The following is a 22214-nucleotide window of genomic DNA, read 5'->3' on the forward strand; positions in this document are numbered from 1 at the left end:
GCGTTGCAGCCGATCAGCTCCGGAGCAGGATCGCCCCCGAAGGCACACCGCCGCCGGACGTCACGACGGCGACCTGCGCCTCGTCGACCTGGCGACCAGGTGCCTCGTGCCGCAGCTGCAGCACCGCCTCCCGGACGAACCCGTATCCGTGCAGTCGCCCCGCGGAGAGCTGCCCGCCGTGCGGGTTCAGCGGTAACCGGCCGCCGAGGGAGATCGCGCTGCCGTCTCCGATGAAGTCGGCCGCGCCGCCCGGCTCACAGAAACCGAGGCCTTCGAGCCACGACAGCGCGTTGAAGGTGAATCCGTCATACAGAAGGCCCACATCCACGTCGCCCGGCCCGAAATCGGTGCGTGACCAGAGATGCGATGAGGGGCCTAGGCTCTGCGGGAGATGCGTCAGCGTGCCCTGATCCCAGGAAAGCGTCTCCATGATCTGGGTCCCGACCGCCTCGACGTACACCGGCGGGTGAGGGCGGTCGGATGCCGTCTCGGCAGCCGAGACGATGACAGCGACCGCGCCGTCGACCGGCACATCGCAGTCGTACAGGCCGAACGGGCTCGAGATCATCCGCGCCGCGTGGTAATCGTCGAGGGTGATCGGATCCCGGTACACCGCTTCGGGGTTCGCGGCCGCGTGTGTCCGCGCGGTGACCGCGATCCGGCCGAGCGTCTCGCGCCCGCCCCCATACCGATGGAAATAGTGACTGGCGCACAGCGCGATCCAGTTGGCCGCCGACATGGCCCCATAGGGCGCACGCCCTTCCATCATGCCGGTCGCCCGCGCCTTCGGAGTGTGCCATCGGCCGTCACGGACCATCGCGGCATGGCTGGATTCCCAGACCGTCCGATAGCAGAGCACATGGCGACACAACCCGGCAGAGACGGCGAGCATCGCCGCGACGATCGAGCCGTTCTGTCCAGGGAACTCGTTGCCACCGGAAACCCATGTGGGACGCAGCCGCAGGATCTCCTCGACCGGCATGATCCCGCCCTCGGTGAGCCCACCCGCCGACGCACCGCCGGGATATGTGGCCAGACCGTCGATGTCCTCGAAAGTCAGGCCTGCGTCGGCGATCGCGGCCTCGCAGGCGTCGACGGTCAACCTCAGCGGATCGATCATGAGTCGGCGACCGACCCGGGACTGCCCGATCCCGGTGATCGCTACCGTCTCTTCGAACTTCGACGCCGAGGGCATCGCGCGCAATCGCGAGGACAGGTCCTCTGGCGCCGGTATGACACCCGGGGTGGTCGCGTCCGGGTCGGGCTCGAACAACGGAATCCAGATGTCGTCGTCGGCCTGTTCGAAGGTCACCCGCACCCGCGACCCGATGCCGACATCCGCGGCGTCGCACCCAATGATGTTGGTGGTCAACCGGACCGACGGATCGTCGTCGAGCGCGACCACGGCGATCACATACGGGGGCGGGAACGACGGCAACCATTGCTGCTCGTTCACCGTCAGTCCGACCACCACCGCACGGCCCGACACCGCGCTCATCTCGATCTCGCGGCTTCGGCAGTGCGGACATACCGCAGGCCGCGGATGTGTCAGACGCTCGCAGCGCCCACACCTGGCGACGCGTAGCACTCCATCGGCACCGGATGCCCAGAACTCCGCGGAACGAAGTGACGGCTGCGGCAAAGGGCGTCCCGACGGACTGGTCACTCGGCCTCCTCGCTCGGCTGCCGCTGATGCGCGTCAACCGTCCCGTGAGTTATCTATCTTGGTTACCTTACCCACACGCGGTGCACGCGTGTACCACCATCCGCTCAGTCGACGAGATCGACGACGGACCGCGGGTCTTGATTCCGATATGTGAGACGAGCCGAGCGCTGGAGGTGGGTGCGCCAGTGTCGTTCGGCCGCGTCGACGTCGCGTGCCCGGACCAGTTCCAGCAGCCGTGCGTAGTCCCCGATCAGTTCTGCGGCGAGTTTCGGCGAACTCGGCCGGAAGTTCACCGACCGAAGGCTCCGCCGATGGTGGGCCCGCAGCATCTCACCGAGTGCCCGTGCCTGCGCCGCCAATGTGTTGTTACCGCAGTTCTCGGCGATCAGTTCGTGGAACTCGCGCGTCAAGTCGACCCATGCGACATATGCCGACTCCGATGCGAAGCCGGGACCCGCAGCCCGCCGCAGACGGTCGAGCAATGCGGCGAACTCCCGCAGCGCACCCGCTGTCCGTCGTTCCGCGAGCAGACGCACGCAGATCGGTTCGAACTCCTCCCGCGCCTCCAGCAGATCCTCGAGCGTCGTCTGCTTGATCTGCAGGTAGTAACCGATCTGGCGGGACACGACACCGAGATCCGGCGCCTGTACACGCGGCCCGCCACCGGCCCCGGTGACCACCAGGAGCAGCCCCTCGCTCTCGAGGATGCGAAACGCCTCACGCAAGGTCGGTCTCGACACCCCGAACTCGACGAGCAGATCCGGCTCGGATCTCAACTTCGAACCGGGTGCGAGCTCACCGCGCACGATCCGCCCTCGTAGCCGACCCGCAATCTGCTCCGCGGCCTTGGGCGCCCGGACCGCACCGTCGGAGGCCAGCGAGTCGCGCACGCGGTCACGGTCGGATGGCACGCTGCCGATCCTAGGACGTGCCGGTCGAACCCGCTCGCAGGTCGGTGATGCGGCGATGATGATCGCTGACCGAACCGTCGAGGAGTTCGTCGACCTTGATCCGCCGGAGCAACAGATGGACGTCGTGCTCCCAGGTGAAACCGATTCCCCCGTGGACCTGGAGCGCCAACTGGGCGACCTCACCGGCGCTCCGGCACGCGAAGGCGACCGCCGACGACACCGCCAGGGCTCGCGCAGTCCTGTCCGTGTCGAGAGCGTCGTCGTCGAGAGCGCCGTCGTCGAGAGCGTCGTCGTCGAGAGCGAGCGCGGCCGCCCACAAGGTCGAACGCGAGGCCTCAACCGCCAGAGCCATGTTCGCCAGATGATGCTTGACCGCCTGGAACGTTCCGATAGGGCGATCGAATTGTGTTCTCTGCCCGGCATAATCGACGGCAAGACCGAGGAGCCGATCGGCGCAACCGAGCGCGTCGGCGGCGCGGAACGTGGCAAGTTGTTCGGTGACCGTGTCGGCTGTGCCGGCCGGCATCGACGCCCATTGTCCCGCACCGACGGTCAGGTCGATGTCGACAACCGCCCATGAGCGAAGGAGATCCAGGGTCTCGCGCACGCGGACTCCGACGTCATCGATCGGGATGACCGCCGCCACGTCGCCACCGTCGGCCGCGCGGGCAATCAGCACGATGCGATCCGCGTCGACCAACCCGGTTGCGGGCGCAGTCGTCCCATGGATCCGCAGGCCGTCGTCCGTCAGCTCGATGTCGAGACCAGCAGGCGTCGACGGACGGACCGGGATGACGATCTCCTCACCGGCAGCGGCGTCGCGCCACCGGGGAAAGCCCATCGCCTCGAGCAGTGCCGAGCCGATGGCCACCTCCGCAAGGGGTAATGCGCTGCCTGCCCAACCGTGGGCTTCCACGAGAAGCAACAGGTCGACGTTGGTCGCGCCGACCTCATCTGTCAACAGGCCCGCGTACCCGGCTTCGGTCAGGTGCTTGCGCATGGTCGCCGAGATGGTCGCGGGCCCATCGTCGATCGACGGCCGCCGCTCCAGGATCGGATCGTGCTTCTGCAGCCATGCACGCTCGGCGTCGGCCAGGTCTTGCTGGTCGGTGCTCAGCGCGAAATCCATCAGCCCTCCCGTCTCCGTTGTCATACATAGTTAACCATGTGGTTCCACGTTGCGACAGCCGCCGGGAGACGTTCCTGACGCGACTCGACTTGGTGAACGCGGGTTGTCCGGGCTGACGCGGGCCGTCGACGACCCGCGTTCGCCCAGCCGGCCCGCGTGACCGGAGGCGGCCCGCGTTTCGAGAACGGCGGGCACCGATCTGAGCCGTGCTGCGTCCAATCTTCATGACATCGTTCCCCACCGATCGCCACGGCCTGATCCATCGCGCCGCCATCCTTGCGGCGCAGTTCTCCGACGACGAGTACCGGCGTGCGCTGCAGACGAAGGCGACAATCTCCGTCAGCCGCGGCGTATGTGTCCCCGCGGGACAGCGGTCCGCCGCCGAATGGCACAGGTTGAAGGCCATCGCGGCTTCGGTCACCAGTGATGTCGCCGCCACACTCAGCCATCAATCGGCCGCGGTGATCCACGGTGTCGAGATGCTGAGACCGAACCTGCGCCGTGTCCACATGACCACGGGCTCCCCGAACGGGGGTTATCGCACCACCACCGCGCATCGACATGTCGGCACGTTGAGCCCCGACGAGGTCGTCGAGATCGACGGCCTGCGGGTGACCTCCCTGGAACGCACCGCAGTCGACGTCGCGTGTACGAGCCCGTTGGGGTTTGCCGGGGCGCTGGCCGTCTTCGACTCCGCGCTGCGCAAGGATGCAGATCGCGAGGTGATGGCGCGGTTGCTCCGTGCAAGACGGCGCGGTGCGGCACACGCCCGACGCGCGTTGCATCACGCAGATGCTCTGGCGGAGAACCCCGGCGAATCGTGGGGACGCGCCCAGATGATCGAGGCAGGCTTACCGATCCCCCGACTGCAGCACGAATTCCACGGGATCGACGGGGAGTTCATCGCACGCACCGACTATGACTGGGCCGGACTGCTGGTCGGCGAGTTCGACGGCAAGGTCAAGTACGAGAAGCACCTACGTCCCGGGGAATCCACCTCGGATGCCGTCGTCCGCGAGAAGGCACGCGAGGATTCGTTGCGTCGGCGCGGCATCGTCGTGGTGCGCTGGACCTGGGCCGACCTGGAGAACGGGCGCGTGGTCGGCATCATCCGGGAATGGTTGACCCGACTCGCCATCTCCGCGGCTTAACCGACGCGAGCGCCGTTGCAGAACGCGGGCCGCCCGGCTTCACGCGGGCGGTCGACGACCCGCGCGAGCCGGACCGACCCGCGTAAGCGAAGACGGCCCGCGTGAAGCGACCTCAGACGCCGGCGTTCGCGTCCTGCTTCTTCTTCAGTTCCAGCGCGATGTCGATGAGCTGGTCCTCTTGCCCGCCGACGAGTTTGCGGCTGCCGGCCTCCAAGAGGATCTCGGCGGCGGACACGTTGTAGCGCTCGGCATGGCCCTCGGCGTGCTTGAGGAAGGAGCTGTAGCAACCGGCGTAGCCCATCATCATCGACGGGCGGTCGACGAGACACTCGCTCGGCATCGCGGGGCGCACCACGTCCTGAGCCGCGTCGGCGATCTTCATGAAGTCCACACCGGTGGTGATGCCCAGTTTGTCGCAGACACCCACGAATGCCTCGGTGGGCGTATTGCCCGCGCCTGCACCGAAGCGACGGATCGAGCCGTCGATCTGCTGGGCACCGGCACGAATAGCGTTGATCGAGTTGGCAACCGCGATGTCGAGGTTCTCGTGCCCGTGGAAACCGATCTGGGCGTCGTCACCCAGCTCGGCCCGCAACGCCTGCACCCGGACGGTGACGTCCTCGAGGACCAGCGCACCCGCCGAGTCGACGACATAGACGCACTGACATCCCGCGTCGGCCATGATCCTGGCCTGCTCTGCCAGTTTCTCCGGCGGCTGCGAATGGCTCATCATCAGGAAGCCGACCGTCTCGAGCCCCAGGTCACGGGCGAGACCGAAGTGCTGAATCGACACGTCGGCCTCGGTGCAGTGGGTGGCGATGCGGCAGATCTGCCCACCGTTGTCCTGCGCGGCCCGGATATCGTCCTTGGTGCCGAGTCCGGGCAGCATCAGGAAGGCGATCTTGGCCTGCTTGGCGGTTTCCGCGGCGGCCTTGATCAGTTGCTGCTCAGGCGTCTTGGAGAACCCGTAGTTGAACGACGACCCGCCCAGCCCGTCACCGTGTGTCACCTCGATCACCGGCACACCCGAGGCGTCGAGTGCGGCGACGATGTCACGCACTTCCTGCTCGGTGAACTGATGCCGCTTGTGGTGGCTGCCGTCGCGCAACGACGAGTCGGTGATCCGGATGTCGAGGGCGTCGGAGTACTTGCGTGCGTTCGCCATCAGGTCTGCATTGCTCATGCCGAGACTCCCAACTTCTGCTTCGCGATCTCTTCGCCGACCTTGGTGGCAGCGGCCGTCATGATGTCGAGGTTGCCTGCATAGGGCGGCAAGAAGTCGCCAGCGCCTTCGACCTCGACGAATATGGAGACCCGTGCGTGCCCGCCGTTGATCACCGACGGCGGATCGAACTGTGGATCCTGGAGCAGCCGGTAGCCGGGCACATACGCCTGGATCTCCTTCTCCCGCTTGTGGATCGACTCGGCGATCGCGTCGATGTCGGCATCCTCGGGATCGCGCAGAAGATGGTGTCGCGCATGATCATCGGCGGATCGGCCGGATTCAGGATGATGATCGCCTTGCCGCGGGTGGCGCCACCGATCGTCTCGACACCCTTCGACGTCGTCGCGGTGAACTCGTCGATGTTCGCCCGTGTTCCCGGACCGGCGGACACCGAGGCGACCGAGGCGACGATCTCGGCGTACGGCACCGGCACCACCGAACTGACCGCGTGCACCATCGGGATGGTGGCCTGACCACCACACGTGATCATGTTGGTGTTCGGCGCGTCGAGGTGTTCGCGGAGGTTGGCGGGCGGCACGACCGCCGGCCCCACCGCGGCCGGGGTGAGGTCGACAGCGGTGATCCCGGCCGCCTCGTATTTCGGCGCGTACTCGCGATGCACGTATGCCGAGGTCGCCTCGAAGATGAAGTCCGGCCGTTCCGACGACGACAAGAGCTCGTCGGCGCCACCGCTCATCGTGATCAGGCCGTGGTCGGCAGCCCGCTTCATACCCTCGGAGTCGGCGTCGATGCCGACCATCCACCTCGGCTCGATGACCTCGGATCGTTCCAGCTTGTACATCAGGTCGGTGCCGATGTTGCCCGACCCGACGATCGCTGCGGTCAGCTTGGCTGCCACGTGCGCCTCCTGTGTGTTGACGTGTTCAAAGTTTCTGTCGATCAGTCGAAATCGAGGGTGACCGAGCCGAGCCCGTCGAACTCGGCGACAAAGTGGTCACCCGAGCTGATGTCGATCGCGCGGGTCGCGGTGCCGGGCAAGATCACGTCACCCTTGCGCAGGCGCACGCCGAAGCTGTCGACCTTGCGGGCGAGCCACGAGACGGCGTTCAACGGATGCCCCAGCACCGCCGACGAGTTGCCTTTGGCGATCACCTCACCATTACGGTGCAACACGGCGTCGATGTTCCCGGTGTCGATCTCGCTGATCGGGACACGTTGTTCCCCCAGGATCCAGCCGCACGACGATGCGTTGTCGGCAATGGTGTCGCAGAGGGTGATCTTCCAATCCTTGATGCGTGAGTCGATCAGCTCGATCGACGGCACCACCCACTCGACCGCCTCGATCACATCCTCGTTGGTGCAGCCCTCACCCGGCAGATCCGCACCGAGGATGAACCCGACCTCCACCTCGACCCGGGGGAAGCAGAGCTTCTTCGCGTCGATGGGTGTGGACTCGAAATACTGCATCTCGTCGAGCAGATGACCGTAGTCCGGTTCGTCGACGTTCATCATCTTCTGCATCGCCTCGGAGGCGAGGCCGACCTTGTGACCGGCGACCGAGGCGCCGGCGGCCAGCCGCTTGCGGATGTTGACCAGCTGGATCTCATAGGCGTCGACGACGTCGAGGTCCGAGTGGGTGTCGGTCGGCCGATCGATCGCGACCGCGGTCTTCTCCGCGTTCCACAGATCGGCCGCGATCTGCTCACGAATTGCCTGGTCGACCGCCACTTCGTCTCCTTCGTCGTCACCTTCTACCCACCCGCCGCATTCCCGGCGCCGTCGGGTGAACGTGTTCTAGTTTAGAACATGTTGCAGATCTGCGACATGCCCCGGCCACTCCATCGCTCGGGTGACCTCGTTCGCCTGAGCTCGGTGAATGAACTCAGGCGTGCGAGCCGCCGTCGACACGCACCTCCGTGCCGGTGATGAATGCGGCGTCCGCACTGCCGAGCATGGCAACGACGCCGGCCACCGCTTCGGGCGGCGCAAAGCCACCGCCGGCCAGGAGTGGTGCGGGGAAGAGCGAGTAGTCGGCATCCTCGGGCAACCCGGGCCCGACACTCTGCCCGCTCGCGCCGCTGCCATCGGTCATGCCCGACGAGATCGACCCCGGCTGGACCGCGTTGAACCGGATACCCGACTTTCCGTACTCGGAGGCCAGGGCGTGCGTCATCGCCTGGATACCGCCCTTGCTCGCGGCATACGCGGCCATGTACGGATGCGCGAACGCCGCCGACGTCGAACTGAAGTTCACCACCGCGGGCGACGATCCCTCACGCAGGGCCGGTATCGACTCCCGGATCATCAGGAAGGTTCCGGTGAGATTGATCCGCAAGACGCTCTCGAACATCTCCACCGACAGCTCATGGGTGTGCGCAGAACGCAGGATCCCCGCGGCATTCACCAGGACGTCGAGCCCGCCGAGAGTTTCGATCGCGGCGGCGACGCCCGCGCGAACCGATGCCTCGTCGGCGACGTCGACCACAACAGTCGTCAGGTCCGCCGTGGCCCCCGCCCTGTCCTTGGTGTCGGCCAGACCCGCCTCGCTGACGTCGGCGGCGACAACCCGCGCCCCTTCGTCGAGCATCCGCAGGGTGGTCGCCTGACCGATCCCCGAGCCGGCACCCGTGATCAGGACCCGGCGCCCGTCATATCGCTGCATGGCAGTTCTCCCTTTTCTCGGCACTACCCCAGCGATACCACCAGACGGCGTCGTCGCGGAAGCAATCGGCATCCACTCAGCGGGAAGTGCGAATTCCGTCCACTGAACGGGAGAAAGCGCTTCGCTCGGGGCACTTCGGACCACCATCGAAACCGTCACCAGTCCGCCTGGAGAGTTGGAGGTCTCGATGCTGGGTCACACGACGAATGGTCAATCCCCGAAACCGAGGAGTTCAGGACGATCGAAGCCGCGGCCGCGCCCACCAGGTTCGCCCGCGGCTGGCATTGCCTCGGGCTGCTCGACACCTACCGGGACGGCAGGCCTCACCAGGTGAAGGCCTTCGGCACGACGCTGGTGGTATTCCAAGCCCAGGAGACCGGGAAGCTCCACATCCTCGACGCCTATTGCCGGCACATGGGCGGCAACCTCGCGCTCGGGACCATCAAGGGCGACTCGATAGCCTGCCCGTTCCATGACTGGCGCTGGGGCGGCAACGGTCGCTGCACCGACATCCCGTACGCCAAGCGGGTCCCCCCGGTGGCCAAGACCCGGTCGTGGCCGACGCTGGAGCGCAACGGGCAGCTCTTCGTGTGGCATGACCCGCAGGGCAGCAAGCCCACCGACGACGTGACGATCCCGGAGATCGAGGGATTCGGAAGTCCGGAATGGACCGGCTGGACCTGGAATTCACTCCTCGTCGAAGGATCACACTGCCGCGAGATCGTCGACAACGTTGTCGACATGGCGCACTTCTTCTACGTGCACTACGCGTTCCCGCGCTACTTCAAGAATGTGTTCGAGGGCCACATCGCCACGCAGTACATGCGATCCACCCCCGACAAGACATCGAAGTGGGCACCAACTACGACGATCCGAACTCCACGTTGCGTTCCGACGCATCCTATTTCGGTCCGTCGTACATGATCGACTGGCTGTGGAGCGAAGCCCAGGGCATGACGATCGAGACGGTGTTGATCAATTGCCACTACCCGGTCACCTCGAACTCGTTCGTGTTGCAGTACGGCGCAATGGTCAAGAAGCCCGAGGGCATGTCCGACGAGATGGCCGCCGGCATGGCGGCCCAGTTCGCCCAGGGCGTCGAGATGGGATTCGAGCAGGACATCGAGATCTGGAAGAACAAGGCGCCCATCGACAACCCGCTGCTCTCCGAAGAGGACGGACCGGTGTATCAGCTCCGTCGCTGGTACGAGCAGTTCTACGTCGACGTCGACGAGGTCACCGACGACATGACCAATCGGTTCGAGTTCGAGATCGACACCGAACGGGCGGTGCAGAGCTGGGAAGCCGAGGTCGCCGAGAACATCGCCAACGGAACCACACTGCAAGCGCCCGCCTGACCGGTCAGGTCGCCGACGGTCTACCGCACCCACCCGAGTACCACCACGAGCACGAGGACGATCATGAACGAAGCACTCGACAACATCGCCGCACTGGCCGACGAGATCCGCGGCCAGGCCGACGAGGCCGAACGACTCGGCCGACTCCCCGACGAGACGGCCAAGAAGCTCAAGGCGGCCGGCCCGATCCGCCTGCTGCAACCGAAGAAGTACGGCGGTTACGAAGCGCATCCTCGCGAGTTCGCCGAAACAGTCATGGCCGCAGCCTCGCTCGACGGTGCGACCGGCTGGGTCTGCGGGATCGTGGGCGTCCACCCGTGGCAGTTGGCGTTTGCCGACCCGAAGGTCCAGGAAGAGGTCTGGGGCACCGACAACGACACCTGGATGGCGTCACCGTACGCACCGACCGGGATCGCCGTCCCTGTCGACGGCGGCTATATCTTCAACGGTCGCTGGCAGTTCAGCTCGGGTACCGACCATTGCGACTGGATCTTCCTCGGAGCGATGCTCGGCACCGCGGAGGGCGCGATCGCCGAGCCCATGACGATGCTGCACATGATCCTGCCCCGCAGCGACTACCAGATCGTCGACGATTCATGGAATGTGGTGGGTCTCAAGGGAACCGGCTCGAAGGACATCATCGTCAAGGACGCTTTCGTCCCTGCGTACCGGGTGATGAACGGCGACCAGGTGATCGACGGCACCGCGCAGCGCGAGTACGGCGTGACCGAGACGCTCTACAAGATGCCGTGGTCGAACATGTTCCCGCTGGGCATCTCTGCGGCGGTCATCGGCATCGCGGAGGGCGCGCTCGCCGCCCACCTGGACTATCAGCGCGACCGGGTCGGCGCCCAGGGCACCGCCATCAAGGATGACCCCTACGTCCTGTTCGCGGTCGGCGAGGCCGCCGCGGACATCAACGCCGCGCGGCAGGAATTGTTGGCCACCGTCGACGCCATGTGGGACATCGTCGACGCCGGCAAGGAGGTGTCGTTCGAGCAGCGGGCCGCAGGGCGACGGACCCAGGTGCGTGCGGCCTGGCGTGCCGTGATGGCCGTGGATCAGATCTTCGCGCGGTCCGGCGGCAACGCCCTGCGGATGGACAAGCCACTGCAGCGGTTCTGGCGCGACGCGCATGCCGGCCTGAATCACGCGATCCACGTACCGAGCACCGTCTACCACGCTTCGGCTCTCAGCTCACTGGGCATCGACCCGCCCGAGCAACTCCAGAAGATGATCTGACCGACCACCACGGAAGAACCTGACGGACAAAGGAATCGACATGACAGAGATCAAAGGCCTGGGATATCTCAAGATCCAGACCAACGACATCGACCGCTGGCGTACCTTCGCCTTCGACGTGCTGGGATTCGCGCAGGGCAGCGGCCCGGACAAAGATGCCCTCTATCTCCGGATGGACGAACGTGCTGCGCGCATCGTCGTCGTTCCGGGGAACACCGACGAGGTCGTCGAGATCGGCTGGGAGGTCCGCGACGCTGCGGCGCTGACGCGGGTGCGGACCGTTCTGGAGCGGGCGGGTGTGGCGGTGAAACCGCTGTCGGTCGAGGAGGCCGAGAACCGGCGTGTCGAGGAGGTCATCTCGTTCACGGACCCGACGGGTGCGGCCGTGGAGATCTTCCATGGACCCGTACTCGACCACAGCCCGATCATCACCCCGTTCGGCGGCAGATTCGTCACCGGCGCCCAGGGTCTCGGACATGTCGTGCTGCCCACCACAGACCCGGTGGGTGCACTCGACTTCTACACCGACGTCCTCGGCTTCCTGCCCCGCGGAGCGATGCGGCTTCCGGCTCCGCCGGAGTTCGGCCCGATGCGTATTCGCTTCCTCGGCGTCAACGAGCGTCACCACAGCCTTGCCCTCTGCCCCGCACCCCACGGCGGAGCGCCCGGCCTCATCCACGTGATGGTCGAGGTGGATTCCCTCGACGCGGTCGGCCAAGCCCTCGACCGGGTCGTCAAGGACGGCTTCTCCGTCTCGTCCACGCTGGGCCGGCACACCAACGACAAGATGGTGTCCTTCTACGTGCGGGCACCCGGCGGTTGGGACATCGAGTTCGGCACCGACGGCATGAAGGTGGACGAGACGCACTACACAGCCGAGGAGATCACCGCCGACAGCTACTGGGGTCACGACTGGTCGGGCAGCGAGCCGCTGGCCGCCATGTAGCGCCGTCGCGCGTTCCGTGGTGCACACGAGGCGCTCCACCTGCGGGTGGGGCGCCTCGTCTGCGTCGGATGGCGAAACCACGGCCGGAGCGGACCAACTGTGTGACAACGAGCACATTATGTGTTACTAATAGGCATATGCCTATTAGGCATAACGCCCAGCCCGATCTTCTCGTCCTCGCCACTCGCCACCCGCCCACGGAGGTGCCATGACCCTCGAGATGGAGACATCCACTCCGAATGCCGTACTCGACCGTGTTTCCCTCGTCCTCGACGCGTTCGACGGACCGGGGCGACTCACTCTCGCCCAGATCGTGCGCCGCACCGGCCTGCCCCGCTCCTCGGCCCACCGGATGCTCGAGCGTCTGGTCGCCCTGAGGTGGTTGCGCCGGCAGGGGCGCGACTACGAACTCGGCATCCGGCTGATGGAACTCGGATCGATCGCCGTCCATCAAGACCGGTTGCACGAGGCGGCCCTGCCCTTTCTGCACGAGTTGCATCGCACCACCGGATTCGTGGTGCACCTCGCCATCCTCGACGGACCCGACGTGGTGTACCTGGAGAAGATCGGCGGCACCCTCGCGGCCTCCGTCCCGACGCGGGTCGGCGGTCGTCAGCCGGCGCACTGCACCGCTGTCGGCAAGGCGATCCTCGCGCATTCCGAAGATCGGGCAGACCATCGGACGCCCAGCATCGGCGAGCCGCTCATACAGAAGACGCGCTATTCCATCTCGACGCGCTCCCGCCTCGACACCGAACTCGTCAAGGTCCGCACGCACGGGATCGCCTACGAGCGGGAAGAATCCCTCGCCGGCATCGGCTGCGTCGCGGCGCCGATCGGCGAACTCGACGACGCCGTCGCCGCGGTCTCGGTCTGCGGTCCCGCGGATCGGATGAACTTCGATCATCGACTGGCGGCCCCCGTTCGCATGACCGCCTTGGCGATCTGGCGCACGCTCGAGGGCGGTTCGGGTCGGGTGGTACCCACCTTGCAGCGCAGACATCAGCATGTCGGGATGCACCGGGTCTCGGGTGTTTCGCGCCCCGGCACGCCGACCCGCATGGCGCGATGATCGACCCGGAAGTCGCTGCCATCCTCCCTCGTCTGAACGACGGGTTCCCCCGGGTGGAGACGATGACGGGCGCAGCGGCGCGGGCGGCGATCCGTGCACGATTGCAACCCGATCCCGATCCCGTCCCGGTGGCCCGCGTCCATGAGCAGACGATCCCAGGGCCGGCCGGCGAGATCCCGGTACGGATCTACTGGCCCGCCGCGCGCTATCCCGTCGACCCCGCACCGTCGCTGATCGTGTTCGCCCACGGAGGCGGATTCGTGTTCTGCGATCTCGACAGCCATGACGACCTGTGCCGTTCGATGGCGAACGGAACCGGAGCCGTGGTGGTGTCGGTCGACTACCGCCGCGCACCCGAACACCGGTGGCCGGCCGCGGCACACGATGTCCACGCGGCCACCGCCTGGGCGTCCGACAATGCCGCATCCCTCGGTGCCGACGCGGGACATCTGATCGTGGCCGGTGACAGCGCGGGCGGCAACCTCGCCGCCGTCGCGTCGCTCATGGCCCGCGAGGAAGGTGGGCCGCGGATTCGCGCACAGGCTCTGCTCTACCCGGTGGTGTCCGCGAACTTCACCACCGAGTCCTACATCCGATTCGCCGAGGGCCACTACAACACCGCGACGGCGATGAAATGGTATTGGGATCAATACGTTCCGGAACTCGACGACCGGACACATCCCCACGCCTCACCGATCCTGGGTGAACTCGCCGGCCTGCCGCCGACCCTCGTGGTCACTGCCGGCCATGACCCGCTCGCCTCCGAGGGTGCCGACCTCGTGCAGTCACTCGCCTCTGCCGGGGTGCCGACGATCCACCACGAGCATGCGGGCGCCATCCACGGTTTCATGACGATGCCTGTACTGAGCCTGTGCGAAACGGCTCGCACCCGGGCATGGGAAGACCTTCGGGCGCTGGTGGCCCAGACCTGAGACCGATCAGTCGTCGTCTTCGGTCGCCTTCACCTGTTCTTCGATCTCGCGCCAGTGCCCGGGCCGCGGCCTCGGGAAACTCTCGCCACGCTTTCCGGCGTTGAAAACCTCGTCGGCAGCATCGATCTCGGCGATCAGCTCGAGCGCAAGTTCACGTTCGCTGGCGTAGTAGCGCTCGGCCCACCGCATCGCGATCCGCGCGTACGCCCAGGCGGGTTCAGCCTCGGCCGCGACCGCGTCGACAGCGATCCTGTGCTGCAACGCCTCCACTCGGTCCACGTGTTCACGGAGCATCGCCTTGAGGGTGTCCGGAGTACTGAGATGCCCGAAGGCTGTCCGCATCAGCGCGCCGTGCTTGAGCATCGGCGGGTCGACGGGAGCATCGAGCGCCCATATGCGCACAGCCCGGCGTCCGGCATCGGTGATCTTGTAGACACGCCGATTGCGGCCCCCATCACCGCCGGCCATCCGAGAAGCGGCGTACCCGTGATTCTCGATCCGCTTGAGTTCCGAATAGACCTGACTGAACGACGGACTCCAGTAATAGTGCCGCAGACTCCAGTCCGCCCACTTCTTGATGTCGTACCCGGAGACCTCTTCCTCGTAGGCGAGCATGCAGAGGACCGCCCATGAGGTCGGAGGAAGATTGGGCAGGTCCTCGAAGCGCACTTTTTCCGAGGTCACAGGGCAAATGCTACCAACCTGCGTCCGCCGGTGAGCGCACAGGCGCGCACTGACCGGGACAAGCCGTTGTGTCCCCGGCGGCAGAGAGTGATCCTGTTGTCACACGGAAACTTTCGGAGGAATGATGAGCCACGACCAGATGCTGACGGAGCCGCTCGATCTCGATGAGCGCAGGCTACGGCGGGTATGGAGCAACTTCGCGACCGGTGTGGCGGTGATCACCGCACACGACGGGACGGCGCCGATCGGCTTCACCTGCCAGTCCGTCGTCTCGGTCTCGCTGGCGCCACCGCTGATGTCGTTCTGCCCCTCGGCGACCTCCACCAGCTGGCCGCGGATCCGCACGATCGGCGAGTTCTGCATCAACATTCTCGCCGCCGACCAGCAGGAGATGTGCCGGCAGTTCGCGCGGACCGGGACCGAGAAGTTCGACGGGATCGGCTGGCGTCCGGGCCCCTCCGGCGCTCCCACCCTCGACGACGCGCTGGCGCACATCGACGCGCGGCTGGACTCCGAGCACGACGCCGGCGATCACACCATCGTGGTCGCGCGCATCACCGCGCTCTCGGCCCAGGAAGCCAAGGGCCCGTTGCTCTTCTTCCGCGGCGGATTCGGCACCTTCGACGATCTCGCCGGGTGACCGCACGACCGAGCGCTCCCCGCCTCGATCGGACGGGGAGCGCCGGCGCGGCCGCGAAGGCGTCAGTCGGAGGTGGGGTGGCGTCGGATCATCTCGAATCCGCGATAGCCATCCGCCGCGACATCGCCGATGATCTGTCGATAGACACCGAATCCGCCGACGAACGGCATGAAAACCCGAGGCTTCCCAGGGATGTTCGCGCCCAGATACCACGAGTTCGCCTCGGGCATCAGCGTTCGCGCCGCACGTTCCGAGCATTCGCGCACCCACTCGTCGACGGCATCCGGCCGTGCCTCGATGGCATCGGCCCCCATCGCATCGAGTGCGGCCATCGCATCGGCCACCCAGTCGACGTGAAGTTCCGAGTGCAGCACCATGTTCGCCAGAACGGAGGGGCTGCCCGGCCCGGTCAGGTTGAAGAGATTGGGGAAACCGGCGACACCCAGACCGAGATAGGTTCGCGGCCCCTCGCTCCACGTCTGCTTGAGGGTCTCACCACCACGCCCGACGATGTTGATACGTTCCACCGAGCCGGTCATGGCATCGAATCCGGTTGCCAGCACCAAGGAGTCCACGGCGATCTCGCGATCGCCGACCTCGATGCCCGACGGCGTGATCCTCTCGATCGGTGTGGTCCGCACGTCGACGATGTGGACGTTGGGACGGTTGAACGTCTGGAAGTAGTTGTCGTCGGTACAGATCCGCTTCGCGCCGATCGGATGATCGCGAGGGATCAGGATGTCGGCGACCGCCGGGTCGTCGATGACCGCACGGATCTTTCGTTCCCAGAACTCTTGTGCGGTTCGGTTCGCCTCGAGCTCGGTCAGCTGATCGGGAAAGGTCTTGCTGAACAGGACTCCGCCCAGGAGCCAACGCTTTTCATAGGCGTCGCGACGTTCGTCCTCGGATACTTCCAATGCCGACCGTGGATGCGGCTGGTGCGGCGAGCCACCTCCGCTGTCCATCGACCGCCGACGACGCTCGGGGTAGTCGGCCTTGTGCGCCGCACGAGTCGCGTCGTCGAGGGGCGCGTTGCCCGCCGGGATGCTGTAGTTCGGTGTGCGCTGGAAGACATGAAGTTCTGCGGCCGTCTCGGCGATATGCGGGATCGCCTGTATTCCCGACGATCCCGTCCCGATCACGCCGACCCGGCGTCCGCTGAAGTCGATGCCGTCGTGCGGCCACGACGAGGTGTGGTGGACGTCGCCCTCGAATGACGCCAGACCGGGAATCTGCGGGATGTTCGCACTCGACAGCGGCCCGAGCGCGAGCACGCAGAATCTTGCCGACACCTCCTCCCCGGTATCGGTCCGCACGAGCCAGCGGAGCGTCGTGTCGTCGAGCGTCATGTCGATCACGCGGGTGTTCAGGGTGATGTCGCGTCGCAGATCGAATCGATCCGCGACATGATCGAGGTATCGCAGGATCTCGGGCTGCGTCGCGTACTTCTCGCTCCAGTTCCACTCCTGCTGCAGTCGGTCGTCGAACGAATACGAGTAGTCCACGCTCTCCACGTCACACCGTGCGCCCGGATAGCGGTTCCAATACCACACCCCGCCGATCCCGCCGCCGGCCTCGAAAACTGCGACGGTGTAGCCGTCACTTCTGAATCGCTGCAGCGCATACAGTCCCGCGATACCCGCGCCGACCACGACGACGTCGACGGTACGCACAGGTGTGGTGTCTGATGAGTTCGGGCTCTCCACGGGAATTCGCCTTCCGATCGGTACGTTCACTGCCGCCGACGCTAGGATCGCGAACCCGTCGCAGGCCAGTGCCTCTCCCGCTGATCGGCACAGTCGTCTCCGGTCACCGCCGGTCACATCGCCTCCCGATGATCGGGACAACGCGACTCCGCAGGCGCCGGTCCTCGCCTAGCGTCGGCACTGTTCACGGAAGGGGACAGCATGCACTGGGACGACGAAGTAGATGTGCTGGTCGCGGGATCGGGCGGCGGACTCGCCGGCGCCTATACCGCGGCACGTGAGGGACTACGCGTGGCCGTGGTCGAGGCCACCGACAAGTTCGGGGGAACCACCGCGTACTCCGGCGGTGGCGGGATGTGGTTCCCGTGCAACCCGGTGCTGCGCCGAGCGGGCACCGACGACACCGTCGACACGGCACTCGAGTACTTCCATGCGGTGGTCGGTGACCGCACCCCTGCCGACCTCCAGGAGACCTACGTCCGTCGCGGCCCCGACGTGGTGGAGTACCTGGAGAGCGATCCCGCGTTCGCCTTCGAGATGTTCCCGTGGCCCGACTACTTCGGAAACGCGCCGGGCGCACGACTCGACGGTCAGCGCCACATCATTCCGGCGCCCCTGCCGGCCTCGGAGCTCGGCGATCTGCGCGACTCGCTGCGCGGGCCGCTCGACACAGATCGGTTGGGGGTACCACTGCCGGACCTCTTGATCGGCGGTCAGGCACTGATCGGCCGATTCCTCAAGGCCATCGCCGGGTTCCCCGATGCGTCGCTTCACCTCGACTCACCCCTCGTCGAACTCGTCGTCGAGGACGGTGCGGTGACCGGTGCGGTCGTCGAACGCGATGGCGCGCGCCACGCGATCCGCACCCGCCGGGGCGTACTGCTCGCGGCCGGCGGCTTCGAGCAGAACGACGAGATGCGGAATCGCTACGGTGTCCCGGGGGTGGCACGGGACACGATGGGGCCCTGGGGAAATCTCGGTCGAGCGCATGAGGCGGCGACCGCCGCGGGTGCCGATCTCGATCTGATGGATCAAGCCTGGTGGTCACCCGGGATGACGCATCCGGACGGGCGTTCGGCGTTCGCACTCTGGTTCACCGGCGGCATCTTCGTGAACCAGGACGGAGAACGATTCGTCAACGAGTCCGCGCCATACGACCGGCTGGGCCGCGCCGTCATCGGGGAGATCGACAAGGGTGCACTGTCGCTTCCGTTCTGGATGGTGTACGACGACACCGACGGTGTCGTGCCGCCGGTCAAGGCATCCAACGTGTCCATGGTGGACAGCGACGACTACGAGTCCGCCGGCCTGTGGCACACCGCCGACACCCTCGAGGAACTCGCCGCCCGTATCGGTGTCGACCCGGCAGGCCTCGTGGCCACGGTCGAGCGGTTCAACAAGTTCGTCGCCGACGGCGTCGACCCCGACTTCGGGCGCGGCGACGAGGCCTATGACCGCGCGTTCTCCGGCGGCTCGTCACCGATGACGCCGATCGACCAGCCGCCCTTTCACGCAGCGGCTTTCGGCATCTCCGACCTCGGCACCAAAGGCGGAGTGCGCACCGATACAGCCGGCGCCGCGCTGGACGGGTCGGGTCGTCGGATACCCGGCCTCTACGCCGCGGGCAACACGATGGCCGCGGTCAGCGGAACCGTCTACCCGGGTGGTGGAAACCCGATCGGAGCATCGGTCCTGTTCAGCCATCTCGCCGTACTCGACATGCTTCGCCAACGCGCAGACCTGCGCGACGACAAAGACGATCCCGAGGAGAACCGTTGAATCCCACTGACCTGATCCGCTCCCGTGTCATGCAGTACCTCGCCGCCATCGGGAGCGGTGCCGCCGCGGATGTCGCCGCCCTGTACGCCCACGACGCCACCGTCGAAGACCCCGTCGGTTCCGAGATCCGTACCGGTCGAACCGCGATCGAGGAATTCTACGGGGCGCTCAGTGGCGCCGACTGTGACACCGAGCTCCTCACGCTGCGCGTGTCCGGGCACACCGCCGCATTCCACTTCCGCGTCACCACACGTACTCCCGACCAGATCATCGTCGTCGAACCCATCGACATCATGACGTTCGACGACGACGCGCAGATCACCAGCATGCGCGCGATCTGGTCGCCCGACGACCTGACCATCAAGAACCGATAAAGGGGGGGGACCGCTCATGACCACACCAGAACCGAAGTGGGATCGCGAGGTCGACTTCGTCGTCGTCGGGAGCGGCGCAGGTGGGCTCACCGGTGCGCTGGCCGCTGCCGCCCGTGGACTCGACACCCTCGTCATCGAGAAGGCCTCGTTCTTCGGCGGGAGCACGGCATTGTCGGGCGGCGGAGTCTGGATTCCGAACAACCCCACGCTCCGTCGTGAAGGGATCATCGACTCACGCGAGAGTGTCCGCGCCTATCTCGATGCCGTCGTGGGCGATCGCGTGCCCTCCGCCAACGTCGACACCTTCATCGACGAGGGACCCCGGATGGTCGAGTTCCTGGAAAAGACCAGCGCGCACATGCGTTTCCAGTGGTGTACCGGCTACTCGGACTATCACCCGGAGCGTCCCGGCGGTCGCCCGGAAGGCCGGTCGATCGAGCCCTTGGCCGTCGACCTCAAGCAACTCGGCGAGGACGAGCAACGATTGCGCCCGGCTGCCCTGGCAACTCCTCCCGGCCTGTTCATCACGTCCAAGGACTTTGTCGCGCTCAACATGGTGATGCGCACCTGGAAGGGCAGGCGGACCGCGTTGCTGACGGGGTTGCGGGCAGTCAAGGCGGTGCTCCTGCGGCGCCACATGGACACGCTCGGCCGAGCACTCGTCGCCCGGCTCCGACTCGCAATGAAAGATGCGGGCGTACCTCTGCATCTCGACACACCACTGCAGTCGCTCATCACCGACGAGTCCGGCGCGGTGATCGGGGTCGTCGCCGAGCATCGCGGAGAGCAGGTCCGGATTCGCGCCCGTGCGGGAGTTCTACTGGCCACCGGAGGATTCGAGCACAACGATGAGATGCGCAAGCAGCACCTGCCACCCGGGGGACAGGACGACTACAGCGCCGCCTCGAAGGACAACACGGGAGACGGGATCGTCGCGGGCGTCGACGTCGGCGCCGCGGTCGACCTCATGGACGACGCCTGGTGGATGCCGTCGTTCCAACGTCCCGACGGCATCAACCAGGTACTGGTGTCGGAGCGATCGATCCCGCGATCGATCATCGTCGACCACTCTGGTCACCGGTTCACCAACGAGGCGGCACCGTACGTCACGTTCGTGCACGCCCAGTTGGCCGGCGGTCACGAGCCGGCGTGGTTCATCTTCGACCGCACCGCGAAGAATCGATATCCGGTCGGCGGCATCATGCCCGGACAGTCCTTCCCCGACGACTGGACACAGAGCGGTCTGCTGGTGAGTGCCACGACCGTGAAGGAACTCGCCGTCGCGATCGGCATCGATCCGTCCGCCCTCGCGTCGACGGTGGAGCGCTACAACGGTTTCGCCCGCGATGGCAAGGATCTCGATCACGGCCGCGGCGACAGCGCATATGACAACTATTACGGCGACCCGAGTCTCGAGCACCCCACGCTCGACGTTCTCGATCGCGGTCCCTTCTATGCGCTCCGAATGCGTGCCGGTGATCTCGGCACCAAGGGCGGCCTCGTCTACAACGCCGACGCGCAGGTGCTGCGAGATGACGGGACCGTCATCGACGGGCTCTTCGCGACCGGCAACACGTCGGCGTCCGTGATGGGCAACGACTATGCAGGCGCCGGCGCGACCATCGGCCCCGCCATGGTCTTCGGCTATGTCGCGGCCCGTCGCGCCGCGTCCGGCCGGTGAGGTCGCGAGATGCAGGAATTGATCTGTGGCGCTTGCGAAACAACCGTCCTCGTGGAGAAGTTCAGTCCGAGCCACACCAGCATCCAGTGGCTCGACGACGCGAAGCACGCCTGTCCCGAGTTCGCCCGCTTCGCGGCCGCCGGCGAGAACGTGAATGCCATCCCGACCTGCCCGGCACTCCGCGAGACCATCGAAGAAGCAGCCCGCAGTGGGCGATTGGCGACCGACAGCCGCCGAGTCGAACCGACGCGCGGGCTACCCCACCCCCACCGACCCGATCCGACCACCCCAGGAGAGTGACATCGTGAGTCCAACGTCAGCGCCGGCCGGCACACAATTGGCCGGGAAGGTGATCGTCGTCAGCGGCGGCGCCCGCGGTCTCGGGGCTGCCTTCGCGCAGCGCATCGTCGAGCGCGGCGGCAAGGTGGTGATCGGCGACATCCTCGACGACGTGTGCAAGCAGACCGCCGAGGACCTCGGCGACGGTGCCCGCCATGTCCACCTCGACGTGACCGACCCCGACCAGTGGGCCGAGGCGGTGGCTCATGCCGAGCGCGAATTCGGTTCCCTGACCGGAATCGTGAACAACGCCGGGATCTCGACCGGTGCTTTCGTCGAGCAGGATTCGCTCGAGAACTTTCGGCAGGTGCTCGACATCAACCTGGTCGGCGTGTTCAACGGTATCCGCGCCGCCATCGCCCCCATGCGAGCCGGGGGCGGCGGGTCGATCGTCAACATCTCGTCGGCAGCCGGACTCACCGGATTGCCGCTCACCAGCGGCTATGGCGCGTCGAAGTGGGGTGTCCGAGGCCTGACCAAGATCACCGCGGTAGAGCTCGCCACCGATCGCATCCGCGTCAACTCTGTTCATCCCGGGATGACCTACACTCCCATGACCTCGCCGATCGGCATCGAGACCGGCGATGGCAAGTATCCCAACACCCCGATGGGCCGAGTCGGGGTCGCGGACGAGATCGCCGGTGCCGTCGCATTTCTCCTGTCCGACGACTCCACGTACATGACCGGCGCAGAGCTCGCCGTCGACGGCGGCTGGACCGCAGGTCCCACCGTCGCTTACACGATGGGGCAGTGATC

At 66.3% G+C, this 22214-nt stretch carries 19 protein-coding genes and 2 pseudogenes; 12 read left to right on the top strand and 9 right to left on the bottom strand.

Annotation, left to right across the window (positions count from 1 at the left end):
* Positions 1-13 precede the first annotated feature (13 nt).
* The 3 genes from GTV32_RS11580 to GTV32_RS11590 all read right to left on the bottom strand — a co-directional run bounded on the left by GTV32_RS11580 (position 14) and on the right by GTV32_RS11590 (position 3730).
* A complete protein-coding gene (locus GTV32_RS11580; RefSeq protein WP_161060447.1) occupies positions 14-1666 on the bottom strand; it encodes an OB-fold domain-containing protein in 1653 nt (550 codons plus the stop codon).
* 104 nt (positions 1667-1770) lie between these two features.
* Positions 1771-2577, bottom strand: a complete 807-nt coding sequence (locus GTV32_RS11585; protein ID WP_161060448.1) for an FCD domain-containing protein — start codon at positions 2575-2577, stop codon at positions 1771-1773.
* A gap of 10 nt (positions 2578-2587) precedes the next feature.
* Positions 2588-3730 (bottom strand): acyl-CoA dehydrogenase family protein, encoded by a 1143-nt coding sequence (locus tag GTV32_RS11590; protein ID WP_343287302.1) that lies wholly within the window; start codon positions 3728-3730, stop codon positions 2588-2590.
* 200 nt (positions 3731-3930) lie between these two features.
* Here GTV32_RS11590 and GTV32_RS11595 point away from each other — a divergent pair, with 200 nt between their 5' ends.
* A complete protein-coding gene (locus GTV32_RS11595; protein WP_161060449.1) occupies positions 3931-4857 on the top strand; it encodes a hypothetical protein in 927 nt (308 codons plus the stop codon).
* A gap of 112 nt (positions 4858-4969) precedes the next feature.
* Here the strand turns inward: GTV32_RS11595 and dmpG are convergent, their stop codons facing one another.
* From dmpG to GTV32_RS11615, 4 genes and pseudogenes are all read right to left on the bottom strand, one after another.
* Positions 4970-6040 carry a 4-hydroxy-2-oxovalerate aldolase gene (dmpG, locus tag GTV32_RS11600; RefSeq protein ID WP_161060450.1) on the bottom strand — a complete coding sequence of 357 codons (1071 nt, stop codon included), beginning with the start codon at positions 6038-6040 and terminating at the stop codon, positions 4970-4972.
* Positions 6037-6941 (bottom strand): annotated as a pseudogene (locus tag GTV32_RS11605) (acetaldehyde dehydrogenase (acetylating)). Before GTV32_RS11605 ends, dmpG begins: the two are co-directional and overlap by 4 nt.
* Before the next feature lie 41 nt (positions 6942-6982).
* Positions 6983-7771: a 2-keto-4-pentenoate hydratase gene (locus GTV32_RS11610; protein ID WP_161060451.1), complete on the bottom strand. Its 789-nt coding sequence runs from the start codon at positions 7769-7771 to the stop codon at positions 6983-6985.
* Positions 7772-7925: 154 nt separating this feature from the next.
* The gene (locus tag GTV32_RS11615; protein ID WP_161060452.1) at positions 7926-8705 is read right to left on the bottom strand and encodes an SDR family NAD(P)-dependent oxidoreductase; all 780 of its coding nucleotides are present in this window, start codon (positions 8703-8705) and stop codon (positions 7926-7928) included.
* A 187-nt stretch (positions 8706-8892) separates the two neighbouring features.
* Between GTV32_RS11615 and GTV32_RS11620 the strand changes: the two are divergent.
* The 5 genes and pseudogenes from GTV32_RS11620 to GTV32_RS11640 all read left to right on the top strand — a co-directional run bounded on the left by GTV32_RS11620 (position 8893) and on the right by GTV32_RS11640 (position 14255).
* A pseudogene (locus GTV32_RS11620) lies at positions 8893-10063 on the top strand (Rieske 2Fe-2S domain-containing protein).
* A gap of 63 nt (positions 10064-10126) precedes the next feature.
* Positions 10127-11305 (top strand): acyl-CoA dehydrogenase family protein, encoded by a 1179-nt coding sequence (locus tag GTV32_RS11625; RefSeq protein ID WP_161060453.1) that lies wholly within the window; start codon positions 10127-10129, stop codon positions 11303-11305.
* Positions 11306-11345: 40 nt separating this feature from the next.
* The gene (gene bphC / locus GTV32_RS11630; RefSeq protein ID WP_161060454.1) at positions 11346-12251 is read left to right on the top strand and encodes a biphenyl-2,3-diol 1,2-dioxygenase; all 906 of its coding nucleotides are present in this window, start codon (positions 11346-11348) and stop codon (positions 12249-12251) included.
* A gap of 208 nt (positions 12252-12459) precedes the next feature.
* Positions 12460-13323, top strand: a complete 864-nt coding sequence (locus GTV32_RS11635) for an IclR family transcriptional regulator (RefSeq protein ID WP_161060455.1) — start codon at positions 12460-12462, stop codon at positions 13321-13323.
* Entirely contained in the window at positions 13320-14255 is a 936-nt protein-coding gene (locus tag GTV32_RS11640; RefSeq protein ID WP_161060456.1) for an alpha/beta hydrolase, read from the top strand. The genes GTV32_RS11635 and GTV32_RS11640 overlap by 4 nt, the downstream gene beginning before the upstream one ends.
* A 6-nt stretch (positions 14256-14261) precedes the next feature.
* On the opposite strand, the gene GTV32_RS11645 is transcribed toward GTV32_RS11640, so the two are convergent.
* On the bottom strand, positions 14262-14870 hold the full coding sequence (locus GTV32_RS11645) for a PadR family transcriptional regulator (protein WP_161062473.1): 609 nt from the start codon (positions 14868-14870) through the stop codon (positions 14262-14264).
* A gap of 193 nt (positions 14871-15063) precedes the next feature.
* On the opposite strand from GTV32_RS11645, the gene GTV32_RS11650 reads away from it, so the two are divergent.
* Positions 15064-15579 (top strand): flavin reductase family protein, encoded by a 516-nt coding sequence (locus GTV32_RS11650; RefSeq protein ID WP_161060457.1) that lies wholly within the window; start codon positions 15064-15066, stop codon positions 15577-15579.
* A gap of 62 nt (positions 15580-15641) precedes the next feature.
* Here GTV32_RS11650 and GTV32_RS11655 read toward each other — a convergent pair whose 3' ends face one another.
* Complete coding sequence (locus GTV32_RS11655; protein WP_161062474.1) at positions 15642-17291, bottom strand: NAD(P)/FAD-dependent oxidoreductase; 1650 nt, start codon at positions 17289-17291, stop codon at positions 15642-15644.
* Between the two features lie 195 nt (positions 17292-17486).
* On the opposite strand from GTV32_RS11655, the gene GTV32_RS11660 reads away from it, so the two are divergent.
* Genes GTV32_RS11660 through GTV32_RS11680 form a run of 5 tightly spaced genes read left to right on the top strand, consistent with a single transcriptional unit; the run spans position 17487 to position 22212 of the window.
* On the top strand, positions 17487-19064 hold the full coding sequence (locus tag GTV32_RS11660) for an FAD-binding protein (protein WP_161060458.1): 1578 nt from the start codon (positions 17487-17489) through the stop codon (positions 19062-19064).
* A 29-nt stretch (positions 19065-19093) separates the two neighbouring features.
* Positions 19094-19438: a nuclear transport factor 2 family protein gene (locus GTV32_RS11665; RefSeq protein WP_161062475.1), complete on the top strand. Its 345-nt coding sequence runs from the start codon at positions 19094-19096 to the stop codon at positions 19436-19438.
* Between the two features lie 16 nt (positions 19439-19454).
* Complete coding sequence (locus GTV32_RS11670) at positions 19455-21119, top strand: FAD-binding protein (RefSeq protein WP_161060459.1); 1665 nt, start codon at positions 19455-19457, stop codon at positions 21117-21119.
* A 9-nt stretch (positions 21120-21128) separates the two neighbouring features.
* Complete coding sequence (locus GTV32_RS11675) at positions 21129-21419, top strand: hypothetical protein (protein ID WP_161060460.1); 291 nt, start codon at positions 21129-21131, stop codon at positions 21417-21419.
* Between the two features lie 4 nt (positions 21420-21423).
* Positions 21424-22212, top strand: a complete 789-nt coding sequence (locus GTV32_RS11680) for a glucose 1-dehydrogenase (RefSeq protein WP_202422908.1) — start codon at positions 21424-21426, stop codon at positions 22210-22212.
* Positions 22213-22214: the final 2 nt, after the last annotated feature.

The sequence above is a fragment of the Gordonia sp. SID5947 genome, from assembly GCF_009862785.1.
In the GTDB taxonomy this organism is placed as follows: Bacteria; Actinomycetota; Actinomycetes; order Mycobacteriales; family Mycobacteriaceae; genus Gordonia.

Coding starts and splice junctions, on each gene's coding strand:
- GTV32_RS11595 (WP_161060449.1), top strand. CDS start 3,931: ATGACATCGTTCCCCACCGATCGCCACGGCCTGATCCATCGCGCCGCC.
- GTV32_RS11615 (WP_161060452.1), bottom strand. CDS start 8,705: ATGCAGCGATATGACGGGCGCCGGGTCCTGATCACGGGTGCCGGCTCG.
- GTV32_RS11660 (WP_161060458.1), top strand. CDS start 17,487: ATGCACTGGGACGACGAAGTAGATGTGCTGGTCGCGGGATCGGGCGGC.
- GTV32_RS11645 (WP_161062473.1), bottom strand. CDS start 14,870: ATGCTCGCCTACGAGGAAGAGGTCTCCGGGTACGACATCAAGAAGTGG.
- GTV32_RS11670 (WP_161060459.1), top strand. CDS start 19,455: ATGACCACACCAGAACCGAAGTGGGATCGCGAGGTCGACTTCGTCGTC.
- GTV32_RS11650 (WP_161060457.1), top strand. CDS start 15,064: ATGAGCCACGACCAGATGCTGACGGAGCCGCTCGATCTCGATGAGCGC.
- dmpG (WP_161060450.1), bottom strand. CDS start 6,040: ATGAGCAATGCAGACCTGATGGCGAACGCACGCAAGTACTCCGACGCC.
- GTV32_RS11625 (WP_161060453.1), top strand. CDS start 10,127: ATGAACGAAGCACTCGACAACATCGCCGCACTGGCCGACGAGATCCGC.
- GTV32_RS11640 (WP_161060456.1), top strand. CDS start 13,320: ATGATCGACCCGGAAGTCGCTGCCATCCTCCCTCGTCTGAACGACGGG.
- GTV32_RS11635 (WP_161060455.1), top strand. CDS start 12,460: ATGACCCTCGAGATGGAGACATCCACTCCGAATGCCGTACTCGACCGT.
- GTV32_RS11665 (WP_161062475.1), top strand. CDS start 19,094: ATGCAGTACCTCGCCGCCATCGGGAGCGGTGCCGCCGCGGATGTCGCC.
- GTV32_RS11675 (WP_161060460.1), top strand. CDS start 21,129: ATGCAGGAATTGATCTGTGGCGCTTGCGAAACAACCGTCCTCGTGGAG.
- bphC (WP_161060454.1), top strand. CDS start 11,346: ATGACAGAGATCAAAGGCCTGGGATATCTCAAGATCCAGACCAACGAC.
- GTV32_RS11590 (WP_343287302.1), bottom strand. CDS start 3,730: ATGACAACGGAGACGGGAGGGCTGATGGATTTCGCGCTGAGCACCGAC.